The 11627-nt window shown below is 71.5% G+C and carries 14 protein-coding genes; 6 read left to right on the forward strand and 8 right to left on the reverse strand.

The window, feature by feature from the left end; all coding sequences use genetic code 11:
• Positions 1-17 precede the first annotated feature (17 nt).
• Together ALMP_RS38115 and ALMP_RS38120 are read right to left on the reverse strand one after the other, a co-directional pair.
• The gene (locus ALMP_RS38115) at positions 18-803 is read right to left on the reverse strand and encodes a TetR/AcrR family transcriptional regulator (RefSeq protein ID WP_264936561.1); all 786 of its coding nucleotides are present in this window, start codon (positions 801-803) and stop codon (positions 18-20) included.
• Positions 804-1764: 961 nt separating this feature from the next.
• Positions 1765-2193, reverse strand: a complete 429-nt coding sequence (locus ALMP_RS38120) for a VOC family protein (RefSeq protein WP_264936562.1) — start codon at positions 2191-2193, stop codon at positions 1765-1767.
• 109 nt (positions 2194-2302) lie between these two features.
• Between ALMP_RS38120 and ALMP_RS38125 the strand changes: the two genes are divergently transcribed.
• The 3 genes from ALMP_RS38125 (at position 2303) to ALMP_RS38135 (ending at position 3710) form a co-directional block, all read left to right on the forward strand.
• A complete protein-coding gene (locus ALMP_RS38125; protein ID WP_264936813.1) occupies positions 2303-2788 on the forward strand; it encodes a TM2 domain-containing protein in 486 nt (161 codons plus the stop codon).
• Positions 2781-3191 (forward strand): DUF2752 domain-containing protein, encoded by a 411-nt coding sequence (locus ALMP_RS38130; protein ID WP_264936563.1) that lies wholly within the window; start codon positions 2781-2783, stop codon positions 3189-3191. Before ALMP_RS38125 ends, ALMP_RS38130 begins: the two co-directional genes overlap by 8 nt.
• A gap of 255 nt (positions 3192-3446) precedes the next feature.
• Positions 3447-3710, forward strand: a complete 264-nt coding sequence (locus ALMP_RS38135; protein WP_264936564.1) for a TM2 domain-containing protein — start codon at positions 3447-3449, stop codon at positions 3708-3710.
• A 79-nt stretch (positions 3711-3789) separates the two neighbouring features.
• On the opposite strand, the gene ALMP_RS38140 is transcribed toward ALMP_RS38135, so the two are convergent.
• The 5 genes from ALMP_RS38140 to ALMP_RS38160 form a co-directional block, all read right to left on the reverse strand.
• A complete protein-coding gene (locus ALMP_RS38140; RefSeq protein WP_264936565.1) occupies positions 3790-4551 on the reverse strand; it encodes a succinate dehydrogenase iron-sulfur subunit in 762 nt (253 codons plus the stop codon).
• Positions 4551-6305: a succinate dehydrogenase flavoprotein subunit gene (gene sdhA, locus ALMP_RS38145; protein ID WP_264936566.1), complete on the reverse strand. Its 1755-nt coding sequence runs from the start codon at positions 6303-6305 to the stop codon at positions 4551-4553. The genes ALMP_RS38140 and sdhA overlap by 1 nt, the downstream gene beginning before the upstream one ends.
• 19 nt (positions 6306-6324) lie before the next feature.
• A complete protein-coding gene (locus ALMP_RS38150) occupies positions 6325-6807 on the reverse strand; it encodes a succinate dehydrogenase hydrophobic membrane anchor subunit (protein ID WP_264936567.1) in 483 nt (160 codons plus the stop codon).
• A 5-nt stretch (positions 6808-6812) separates the two neighbouring features.
• Positions 6813-7193, reverse strand: a complete 381-nt coding sequence (sdhC, locus tag ALMP_RS38155; RefSeq protein ID WP_264936568.1) for a succinate dehydrogenase, cytochrome b556 subunit — start codon at positions 7191-7193, stop codon at positions 6813-6815.
• 189 nt (positions 7194-7382) lie between these two features.
• Complete coding sequence (locus ALMP_RS38160) at positions 7383-7985, reverse strand: 2-oxo-4-hydroxy-4-carboxy-5-ureidoimidazoline decarboxylase (protein WP_264936569.1); 603 nt, start codon at positions 7983-7985, stop codon at positions 7383-7385.
• 165 nt (positions 7986-8150) lie between these two features.
• Between ALMP_RS38160 and ALMP_RS38165 the strand changes: the two genes are divergently transcribed.
• Both ALMP_RS38165 and ALMP_RS38170 read left to right on the forward strand, forming a co-directional pair.
• Positions 8151-9833 carry a glycoside hydrolase family 20 protein gene (locus tag ALMP_RS38165; protein ID WP_375803603.1) on the forward strand — a complete coding sequence of 561 codons (1683 nt, stop codon included), beginning with the start codon at positions 8151-8153 and terminating at the stop codon, positions 9831-9833.
• A gap of 130 nt (positions 9834-9963) precedes the next feature.
• On the forward strand, positions 9964-10530 hold the full coding sequence (locus ALMP_RS38170) for a hypothetical protein (RefSeq protein WP_264936570.1): 567 nt from the start codon (positions 9964-9966) through the stop codon (positions 10528-10530).
• Between the two features lie 41 nt (positions 10531-10571).
• Here ALMP_RS38170 and ALMP_RS38175 read toward each other — a convergent pair whose 3' ends face one another.
• A complete protein-coding gene (locus ALMP_RS38175; protein WP_264936571.1) occupies positions 10572-11063 on the reverse strand; it encodes a YfbM family protein in 492 nt (163 codons plus the stop codon).
• Positions 11064-11200: 137 nt separating this feature from the next.
• Here ALMP_RS38175 and ALMP_RS38180 point away from each other — a divergent pair, with 137 nt between their 5' ends.
• Positions 11201-11611, forward strand: coding sequence for a hypothetical protein (locus ALMP_RS38180; RefSeq protein WP_264936572.1), 411 nt, complete (start codon positions 11201-11203; stop codon positions 11609-11611).
• The last annotated feature ends 16 nt before the right edge of the window (positions 11612-11627 follow it).

Raw genomic sequence — 11627 nt, forward strand, 5'->3', positions numbered from 1 at the left:
GGCCTGCTCGGGGCGCTCTACTCGGGGTGGTCCGCCGCCCCCGGCGCGGTCTTCTTCGCCGGGTCCGGCAGGGCCTTCGTCATCCCGGGCAGGAAGTCCGTGAACAGTTCGTGCACCTCGTGCACCAGTGGGCGCAGGACGCGGAAGCGGGCCAGGGCCACACCACGGGCGGTGAGGCGGGCACCTCGGGCGGCGAGGCGGTAGCTGCGTTCGCGACCCTCCGTGCGGTCGAAGATCCAGTACAGGACGAGGCCCATCTGCGAGAGCCACATCAGCTCGGGCAGCACCTCCCGCAGTTCCTCCGGCACCTTCGTCCTGCTCCCCGCGAGGACCTCCTTGTGGACGCCGATGGCCTCCACGCGCGCGTGCTCGGACTCCGGGGAGAACGGGCTGAGCGGGCTGTCCGGGTCGGCGGCGTTCTTGAAGAACTGCACCGCGAACTCGTGGTACGGGGCGGCCACGTCCAGCCACACCCGCAGCACCCCCGACAGCCGCTCCTCCAGCCCCGTCTCCCGGTCCAGCACCTCCTGCACGGCCGCGCGGTGTTCGGCGGCGAGACGGTCGTAGAAGCCCTGGATCAGGTGCTCCTTGCCGGCGAAGTAGTAGTACGCGTTGCCGACGGAGACCCCGGCCTCCTGGGCGATGGCCCGCATCGTCGTCCGGTCGTAGCCCCGCTCCTGGAACAGCCGCATCGCCGTCTCCAGGATCAGTGCGCGGGTCTGCTCGGACTTGGACCGGGCGGCGCCCCGCGGGGGCTCGGTCGGGAAAGCGGCCTCGTCAGGGCCGTCACTGTTCACGGGCACGACACCAAAGCCTAACGAGTGACACCCCCACCCCCCCGACCACCGCTCGACACCGAACACGCCCGTCCCGTGGCCACCGGTTCGGCGCGGTGAGCACCGGCGGCCCGTGGCATGCGCCAGGGCGTTGAGCCGACGGCTGGGGCGCCGGGAGTACCTGACCGCCTGGAGCGGTCGGCCACGCGGCCGGATCCTCAGCCCCAGGGCAGGGCAGAGCCCACCCGGGCCCCGGGGCCCGAGGACAACCCGCCGCCTCGGCAGCGAACCCGCACTCGCGGCTGGAGCCGCCGGGCCTCTGCTCCAGAACTCGGGCGCAGGCGCGGCGGCAGGGGGCGGGCTGCGGTAGGTGGGGCGCAGGCGGGCCTGTGACGTGGCGCGGGGCGTTGAGCCGACGGCTGGGGCGCCGGGGAGCGCTCGGTCGGCCCGCGGAGCGCTCGGCTGCCCGCCAAAGCCCCGATCGGCCCTCACAGGGCCTGGGCGGGGCCCGGCCGGCCTCAGGCCCGGCTCTGGGGGGAGCCCGGTCTCGCCTTGGCTCCCGGGCGGAGCCCTGCCCGCCTCAGCCCTCGGGCCGCCGGAGCCCCGATCGGCCCCCACAGGCCCTGGGCGGGGCCGGCCGGCCTCAGGCCCGGCTCTGGGCGGTGCCCGGTCTCGCCTCGGCTCCTGGGCGGAGCCCTGCCCGCCTCAGCCCTCGGCCTTCGTTCCGGCCCTGGGGCAAGCCTCCGGTCTCGGCCCCGCAGGGCCTGAGCGGGGTTCCGCCGGCCTCAGGCCGGGCTCGGGACGGAGCCCCGGGGTGCCTCGGCCCCCGGGCGGAGCCCCTGTCCCTGCCTCGGCCCTCGGCCCCGGCCTGGTCCCGAAACCCCGGCCTCCGTCCCGCCCCCGGGCGGAGCCCAGTCGGCCTCCCTCTCTGCCCCGGGGCCGTCGCAGGGGGCGGCGGGGCGGCCCGTCGGCCCTGGGCCAGTCGCCGTCATGCCCTGGAGCAGGGGCGGCGGGTGCGGGCGAGTTCGGGGCGTTTGGAGTAGTCGGTGAAGCCCAGCACGTTTCCCCACGGGTCGGCCAGTTCGACCGTCCAGCCCGTGGCGACCGGGAAGGGGCCGTCGAGCGGGGGGAGGCCGGCGGACGTCAGCCGGTGGGCGGCGGCGCGGGCGTCCGGGACCTCCAGCCACACGCGCGGGGAGGGCCACGGCGGCGGCCGGTGGCCGAAGCAGTCCTCCTGCCGCAGCAGGACCCCGGGCGTCTCACCCCCCACCTTCAGCAGCGCGATCCCGGCCTCGTCGAACCGGAACGCCACCGCGAACCCGGCCCGCTCGTAGAAGCTCACGGCCTCGCCGAGGTCCCCGACAGGCAGCAGCACGTTGTCGAACCCGAGCAGTTCGTAGGACTCGTCATCTGACATACCGTCAGAATAGGTGCAATACCGTCAGGAAACGGTGATTGTCCCGCCCTGCCGCCGACCCGGCTTCTCATCGCCCGCCCTTCTCCTGCAAGATGACCTGAACTCACTCATGTGTCGTACATCCGATCAATGGCCTCGGGGAGTAATCACCTTGTCCGAACAGCCGCATCAGCCGCCCCAGCCCCCGCAGCCGGGCTACGGCTACCCCCAGTCCGGCTCTGGCCCCTACGCGGGCGGTCAGCCCGGCCCGTACGGCTACCCGCAGTCCGGTCAGCCGCAGCCCGGCTACCCGCAGGCGGGCTACCCCGCCCAGGGCGGCTACCCGCAGGCCGGTTACGCCGGCGACCCCAACGCCCCCTACGGCTACGACCCCTACGGCCGTCCGTACTCCGACAAGTCGAAGATCGTCGCGGGCATCCTCCAGCTCTTCCTGGGCACCTTCGGTGTCGGCCGGTTCTACATCGGCAACGTCGGCATGGGCCTCGCCCAGCTGTTCACTTGCGGCGGCCTCGGCTTCTGGGCGCTGATCGACGGCATCATCCTGCTGACGAGCAACGACAAGACCGACGGTCAGGGCCGGATCCTGCGTGGCTGACGCGGTGGGCGGAGCGCGCGCCGCGTTCCTGCGGCACCCGGCGGCGGCACCCCTCGCGGTGCTCGTCGCCGGGGCGGCCGGCTCCGCCTACCTGTACGTCACCGACCCCCACGAGCCTGGGCACCTGCTGCCCCAGTGCCCGTTCCGGTACGTCACCGGCCTGCTCTGCCCCGCCTGCGGCGGCACCCGCATGGCCTACGACCTGATGCACGGTCACTTCACCCAGGCCTGGCTCGACAACCGGGCCCTGCTGCTGGCCTCGCCGTTCGCGCTGGCCCTGCTCGGGCGGTGGATGTGGGAGGGGCTGCACGGCCGGCGCTGGCAGCCGCGCCTCGGCCGGCCGGCCCAGGCCGTCATCCTCGGCCTCGCCGTCCTGTGGACCGTGCTGCGCAACGCCCTCTGAGCCGGCCACCCGGCGCGGCGGGCGATCCTTCGCCGGCTCTGCACAAATGACCGGAATACTTCCCACCGTGGCGTGATTTGATCACGGAATAGGAACGATCGCTCGCCCCCACTCCCTTTTGTCTCACCGGCTTCTCTAGGCTCACGGCTCACAGGGGGGACGTTCCGTCATGTCCATGCACGGTCGGCGCGTACGTGCGTTTCTCGTCGCATCCCTCCTGGACTCCCCATTCGCGTCATTCCAGGAGCAGTACTCATGACCGTCCCCACCCCTGACGCCCCCTACGGTGTCGACCCGCTCGGCCGTCCGTACTCCGACAAGTCGAAGATCGTCGCGGGCATCCTCCAGCTCTTCCTGGGCACCCTCGGCATCGGCCGCTTCTACGTCGGTTCCGTCGGCGTCGGTGTCGCCCAGCTCCTCACCTGCGGTGGCCTGGGCTTCTGGGCGCTGATCGACGGCATCCTCTTCCTCACCAGCAACGACCGCACCGACAAGCAGGGCCGCGTCCTGCGCGGCTGAACCCGGTGACACACGCCGAGGGCCCCGCTCCGTGCAGGAGCGGGGCCCTCGGCGTGTGGTGCGCGGGTGCGCGCCGGTCTCAGTAGCGGCGCGTGATCAGCGCCCGCTTGACCTCCTGGATCGCCTTCGTGACCTCGATACCGCGCGGGCAGGCGTCCGTGCAGTTGAAGGTCGTGCGGCAGCGCCACACGCCGTCCCGGTCGTTGAGGATCTCCAGCCGCTGCTCGCCGGCCTCGTCACGCGAGTCGAAGATGAAGCGGTGCGCGTTGACGATCGCGGCCGGACCGAAGTACTGGCCGTCGTTCCAGAACACCGGGCACGAGGACGTGCAGGCGGCGCACAGGATGCACTTCGTGGTGTCGTCGAAACGCTCGCGGTCCTCGGCCGACTGGAGCCGCTCACGCGTCGGCTCGTTGGTGTCCTTGGTGATCAGGAACGGCATCACGTCCCGGTAAGCCTGGAAGAACGGCTCCATGTCGACGACCAGGTCCTTCAGGACCGTCAGGCCCTTGATGGGCTCGACCGTGATCGGCTTCTCGGGGTTGATGTCCTTGATCAGCGTCTTGCACGCCAGGCGGTTCTTGCCGTTGATCCGCATCGCGTCGGAGCCGCAGATGCCGTGCGCGCAAGAGCGGCGGAAGGTCAGCGTGCCGTCGACGTCCCACTTGATCTTGTGCAGGCCGTCGAGGACGCGCTCCTTGGGGTCGATCTCCAGCTGGAAGTCTTCCCAGGTCGCCTCCGCCGAGACCTCCGGGTTGAACCGGCGGACCCGGAAGGTGACGGTGATGTACGGGGAGGCCGCGGACTCCGCCTCGACCTTGTCCAGAACGGGGGTAGCCATCAGTACTTACGCTCCATCGGCTGGTAGCGGGTCTGGACGACCGGCTTGTAGTCGAGCCGGACGGTCTCGGTGCCGTCGTCGCCGACCTCGCGGTACGCCATGGTGTGGCGCATGAAGTTGACGTCGTCGCGGTTCGGGTAGTCCTCGCGGTAGTGACCGCCTCGGGACTCCTTGCGCGCCAGGGCCGACACCGCCATGACCTCGGCCAGGTCCAGCAGGTTGCCCAGCTCGATGGCCTCCAGCAGGTCGGTGTTGAACCGCTTGCCCTTGTCCTGGATCGCCACGTTCTTGTAGCGCTCGCGCAGCTCGGCGATCTTCTCGACCGCCGTCTTGATCGTCTGCTCGGTGCGGAACACCATGACGTTGGCGTCCATGGTCTCCTGGAGCTCCTTGCGGAGGGTGGCCACGCGCTCGGTGCCCGTGGACGTCCGCAGCCGCTCCACCTGGTCGATCACGAGCTGCGCCGGGTTCTCCGGCAGCTCGACGAAGTCGGCCCGCTGGGAGTACTCGGCGGCGGCGATACCGGCCCGCTTGCCGAACACGTTGATGTCCAGCAGGGAGTTCGTGCCCAGACGGTTGGCGCCGTGCACGGACACACAGGCGACCTCGCCGGCGGCGTAGAGGCCCGGGACGACTGTGGTGTTGTCGGCGAGCACCTCACCCTCGACGTTCGTCGGGATGCCGCCCATCGCGTAGTGCGCGGTGGGCTGGATCGGGATCGGGTCGGTGTACGGCTCGATGCCCAGGTAGGTGCGGGCGAACTCGGTGATGTCCGGGAGCTTGGCGTCCAGCTGCTCCGGCGGCAGGTGGGTCAGGTCCAGGTAGACGTGGTCGCCCTCGGGACCGCAGCCGCGGCCCTCACGGATCTCCGTGTAGATGGAGCGGGAGACGACGTCACGCGAGGCGAGGTCCTTCATGACCGGCGCGTACTTCTCCATGAAGCGCTCGCCGTCCTTGTTGCGCAGGATGCCGCCCTCACCGCGGGCGCCCTCCGTCAGCAGGATGCCCATGCGCCAGATGCCGGTCGGGTGGAACTGGAAGAACTCCATGTCCTCCAGCGGCAGCCCGCGCCGGTACACGGCCGCCTGGCCGTCACCGGTGAGCGTGTGCGCGTTGGACGTCACCTTGAAGAACTTGCCGCAGCCGCCGGAGGCGTAGATCACGGCCTTCGCCTGGAAGACGTGGATCTCACCGGTGGCCAGCTCATAGGCGACCACACCGGCGGACTTCTTGACGCCGTCCTCCTCGGTGATCAGCTGGTCCAGGACGTAGAACTCGTTGAAGAACTCCACGCCCTCCTTGACGCAGTTCTGATACAGCGTCTGGAGGATCATGTGGCCGGTGCGGTCGGCCGCGTAGCAGGAGCGGCGGACCGGGGCCTCGCCGTGGTTGCGGCTGTGACCGCCGAAGCGGCGCTGGTCGATCGTGCCGTTCGGCGTCCGGTTGAACGGCAGACCCATCTTCTCCAGGTCGAGGACGGAGTCGATGGCCTCCTTCGCCAGGATCTCGGCGGCGTCCTGGTCGACCAGGTAGTCACCGCCCTTGACCGTGTCGAAGGTGTGCCACTCCCAGTTGTCCTCCTCCACGTTGGCCAGCGCGGCGGCCATGCCGCCCTGCGCGGCGCCCGTGTGGGAGCGGGTGGGGTAGAGCTTCGTCAGGACGGCGGTACGGCTGCGCTTGGTGGACTCGATGGCCGCGCGCATGCCCGCGCCACCGGCGCCGACGATGACGGTGTCGTACTTGTGGATCTTCATGATTCTCGCAGCCCCGTGCCTAGCGGATGTTCGGGTCGAAGGTGAAGATCACCAGCGTGCCCAGCAGGATGGTGAACACCGTGGCGGTGTAGAGCAGGCCCTTCAGCCACAGCCGGGTGTTCGCGCGCTCCGCGTAGTCGTTGATGACCGTGCGCAGACCGTTGGCGCCGTGCAGCATCGCGAGCCAGAGCATCAGCAGGTCCCAGACCTGCCAGAACGGGGACGCCCAGCGGCCGGCCACGAAGGCGAAGCCGATCTTGGAGACGCCGCCGTCCAGCACGAGCTGGATGAGCAGGTGGCCGATGACCAGGACGACCAGCACGATGCCGGACAGGCGCATGAACAGCCAGGCGGCCATCTCGAAGTTGCCCCGGGCGGACCTCGGGGACTTCTTGGTGCGCTTGCGCGGGGCCTCGATCAGGGGCGCCGGGTTGTCGACGTTGTACACGGAACCGCCCTCGACGGGGCCGATCCCGGACGCGGTGGTTTCAGTGGTGGCCATCTGTCTCAGCTCCCGAAGACTTCACGAGCGGCGTGGCCGAGGACGGGGTAGATCGCCCCGAGCATCAGCACGACCCAGATGCCGATGACCGTCCAGAACATCTGCTTCTGGTAGCGCGGGCCCTGCGACCAGAAGTCGACGGCGATGACGCGCAGGCCGTTGAGCGCGTGGAAGAGGATGGCCGCGACGAGGCCGTACTCCAGCACGGCGACGATCGGGGTCTTGTACGTGGCTACGACCTTGTCGTAGTCCTCGGGGGAGACCCGCACGAGTGCGGTGTCCAGCACGTGTACGAACAGGAAGAAGAAGATGAGGACGCCGGTGACTCGATGAGCCACCCAGGACCACATTCCTTCCCGGCCGCGGTACAGCGTTCCAGCCGGCACGGAAGAACCCTCCGGGAGCGGGGACTGGGGCCTGCCGGCTTCGTGTCGGACGGGCCCGGCCGGGTACGGTCCACCGGCCCCCAGCATCGTAGCGACGCGTCGGCGCTGGGCTCAGCGGGGGTCTCGCGGTGTGATCAAAGTGGCACGCGGATGGGTGAGCGCGGACGAGGATGATGCTGGTTCGTCCTGTTATCCGCCGGCCGCGAAGCCGTTGTGGCTGGTCGCGCCGTTGCCCGCACCCCTCAGATGTCTCACCAGACGGTCTCTCGCGATGCGCCGGAGCTCCTCCGCCGCCAGCTCCCGCTCCCTCTCAGGATCGTTCGCCAATCGTGACCGGATGGCTTCCAGGAGGTGGTCGAGCGTTTCGTCGGGCGGGGTGTCACCCAGATAGAGGACGAACGCGTGCCCGAAGCGGGCCTCGTACGCGGCGTGGGCCGCGTCCAGGGCCATGTGGGCGGCCTCGTAGGTGTCCTCGGGCAGGGGCGGCAGCGACTCGCCGGACAGCGCCTCGGCCAGGTCGGCCGCCGTCAGGTCGTAGGCCGCCTCGTCCGACGCGGCCAGCAGGGCGTCCACGGTGGGGTAGGGACGGTGGTCGGCCACCCGGCGGGCCCAGCGCGGGCTGCGCAGGCAGGTCAGCAGGGCGCGGTGCGCCTCGTCGGCGGACGCGCCGTTGAACCCCTCCAGCAGATGCGGCGACGGAAGGGTCCGGGTCTGCTCCGGGAACGCCGGTATGGCGAGGCGGCCCGGAAGGTGGGAGAGACGGTGCGCAGGCAGCGTGGATCCTCGCGTCACTTGTGGTGTGGCAGGGGATGCAGTGAAAGGTGTGATCTCACGTTATCGAGAGTGGTCATGACGTGTCCGACGGATGCCCGAATTTCACTCGAACGGGAGAGTTTCGAAAGGAGGGGTGGACCCCTTCCGCGCGCTTCGTTCGCCCGGCGGTCGTACGTTGGCGGGGTGAGCAGGCACAGGCACCGGCGCCGGGCGCCGGAGAAGACCCCGCAGCAGAAGGTGGTGCGGCGGGCTCTGCTGGCCGGCGGGCTCGTCGTCGTCCTGGGCGCGGGAGTGGGGGTGTGGACGTCCGGGGACGGCGGAGGGGCGCCGGCCGGGGCGGCGGCCGGGCAGACCACCGACGGCGGATCCACCCCGACGGGCGGTGACACCTCCCCGTCCCCCACCGGACCGTCACCCAGCCCGACACCCAGTCGGTCGTACGCGCTCTCGCAGACCCCGCGGACCATACCCGCCGTCCGTGCCCACACCCCGGCGCGCGGCCCGGGCTGGCGGCCCGCCGCGGCCCACCGGGTGGTGGTGAGCGACGCCGACCTCGTCGACGAGGGGCGGCTGATCGCGAGCGAGCTGGGGCTGAAGTACGCGGGGGAGCGGGACGACGTGCGCGCCGGTGACCTGCGGCTGGCGCTCAACGACGACGAGGGCGCGGACCCGGAGTCGTACGCCATGACGGTGCGCGGGGGCCGGGTGACGGTCAGCGGTCCGTCGGACGCCGGCGTGTTCTACGGCACCCGCACCCTCAAGCAGGCGGTGCGCGGCGGAGGCACGGCGCCGGAGGGCGTCGTGCGCGACGAGCCGGCGAAGCCGCAGCGCGGGTTCCTCCTGGACATCGCCCGCAAGCACTTCACGCCCGGCTGGATAGAGGACCGCGTCCGCGAACTGGGCGACCTGAAGTTCAACGAGCTCCACCTGCACTTCTCCGACGACCAGGCCTTCCGGATCGAATCCGACACCCACCCCGAGATCGTCTCCACGCCGCACCTGACCAAGGCGCAGGTCAAGAGGATCGTGGCGCTGGCGGCGAGCCGGCACATCACCGTCGTACCGGAGATCGACTCGCCCGGGCACCTCGGTGCCGTGCTCGCCGCGCACCCCGAGCTCCAGCTGCGTGACGCGCGGGGCGTGGCGACGCGCGGGGCGATCGACATCTCCGACAGCGACGCCGGCGCGCTCCTCGACGACCTGCTGGACGAGTTCGCCGGGCTCTTCCCCGGCGGTCAGTGGCACCTGGGCGGCGACGAGTACCAGGCCCTGACCCGGTCCGACCCGGAGGCCTCCTACCCGCAGCTCGCCGCTGCCGCCCGCGAGGCGTACGGCTCGGGCGCGGGCGTCGCCGACCTCGCCACCGGCTGGCTCAACGACCGCGCCGAGACCGTCCGCGCCCACGACCGCGCCATGCGCGCCTGGAACGACGGCTTCTACCGGGGGACGTCGGTGCGGCCCGCCGCCGACCTGGTGGTCGCCTACTGGACCGGCAAGGAGATCGGGGCGCGTCCGCCCGTCGAGTACCTGAGCGCGGGCCGCAAGGTGATCAACTACAACGACGAGTACCTGTACTACGTGCTCGGCGAGCCGCAGACCTTCGTCTACCCGACCGGCGAGCGGATCTACGAGCAGTGGACGCCGAGGGTGCTGCGCGGCACGACGCCGGTGCCCGCCCGCTACGACGGCCAGATCCTCGGCGGGACCTTCGCCGTGTGGTGCGACCGCGCGGAGTCCCAGACGCAGGCGCAGGTCGCGGCCGGCATCCGGATGCCGCTGCGGGCCACCGCGCAGAAGCTGTGGGACCCCGGCACGCCCGCGCTGTCCTGGACCCGGTTCCGGGCGCTCGCGGACCGGCTCGGCTGAGCCGTGGACGCCGTATCCGAACTGGCCGAAAAGTGCCGCTGCCGGCTTCCTGTGACACTCCTCGGCTGTCGCACGCAGTAAGGGGAAGTGCGGGCTCCGTAAGGATGGCGCCCCGGACAGGGAGGCGTGAATGAGCCTGATGGACCTCATCGCCCGGGCCGACGAACGCGGACTGACCGCGAGCGGACTGGCTTGTTTGGATCGGTGCGTGCCTCTCCTCGGCGGCGACGACGAGATTCTGCGCCCGCTGTGGGGGAACCTCACGGACGCCTCCGACGCGACCGCCTGGGGCGGACTGCTGGAACAGGTGCGCGGCAAGTTGGACACCGCCGGCCCGGACGGCGGCGAGGACGGCGACGAGGCCGTCGTACTGGCGCGTCGGATGCTCGGGGCGGCGCCCGCCGAGCGGACGGCGGCCGAGGTGCGGGTGTGGGCCGACGCCTGCTCGGTCGCCTCGCTCCAGATACACCGGCTCCTCGACCCCGCCGACGACCCGGCCCCCCTCGACTCCCGCCGCGCGGGCCGCACCCAGGACATGCCGCCGCTCGTCGCCGCCGAGCTGCGCCGCCAGGTCACCGTCCTGGAACTGCTCGCCGGGCACGGCGCGGCCGGGCTGCGCCGTGCCCTGGACGTGTCCACCGAGGGGCGCAGGGTGCTGCGGGCGGTGGTGTCCCGGCGGGCCCGGGTACGCGGGTGAGGTCCGCACCCGGGTGGGTCAGGTGCACACCCCGGGGCGGGTCAGGTGAGCAGCCACTTCACCACGGCGTCCCCGTGGCGGGCGGTGGTCGTGTAGAAGGCCGTCAGGTCGTGGTGGGCGGAGGCGAAGGAGGCGCGGGTGCGCGACTCCTCGGCCGGACCGCCGTAGCGGGGCAGCAGGGCGGCGCGGGCCGGGCGCCACAGCTCCTCGAAGTCGGCCGCGGCCAGGAACGCGGCGACCCGGCTCGTCTGGGCCGGCGTGAGCACCAGGAACGGCGGCTGCCGCGGCCCGGCGTACAGCGGCCGGCCGCCCAGCACCACCGGGGCACCGGGGCCGCTCTCGCGGCTCAGCGGGGGAGCGTCGGCGTAGAGGAGCTGGTGGTCGGGGTACCGGCCGTCCAGGACCTCCTCGCGGTGCCGGTCGACCCGGTGCCGCACGGCGTCCCGGTCGTCGTCGAAGAGTCTTCGCAGCCAGTTCGTGCTGTTGCGCAGCGCCGGGGGCGGTACGGCGCGGAGGTGGAAGTACGCGCTCATCACTCAAGGAGCGCGACAGGGCCCCGAAGCGTCACTTCTGTGTCCGTGTCGCGGGGGCGGTGCGGCGGTCGTGCACCGGTCCTGGGGACGTCCGCGAACAGGGTGACGGATCATGGACTCACGCCGCTTTCCCGTATGTGACCAGTGCGACGACACAGCAGACCCAGCAGGCCCGGCCGCAGGCCGCCGTCAAACCCGTGCGGTGGGCGGCGGACGCCGTCGTCATGCTGCGCGAGGGCGGGCGGCTGCACCTCGACTACTCGGCGCAGAGTCTGTGGCGCGTGGACCGGCTCATAGACGACCTGCGCCGCGAGGACACGCCGTACGCGGCCGTGGAGGGCGTGCTGCGCGGGCTCGGGGCGTACGCCGGTGAGGTGATCGCGCGGCAGACCGGCGCCGAGTGGTGGGCCACGGGCGGCGACCACTGGGTGCGCACCCCGGACGGCCGTCTGTGGGACCCCGTCGACGAGGCCCGCCGCTGCTTCGCCGGCCACGGCTCCCTGCGGCTGCTGTGCGTGGACGCGACGGGCGGCGCGCGACACCGCTGAGCGGGCCGCCCCGGGC

It is taken from the genome of Streptomyces sp. A012304 (assembly GCF_026008495.1).
Taxonomy (GTDB): domain Bacteria; phylum Actinomycetota; class Actinomycetes; order Streptomycetales; family Streptomycetaceae; genus Streptomyces.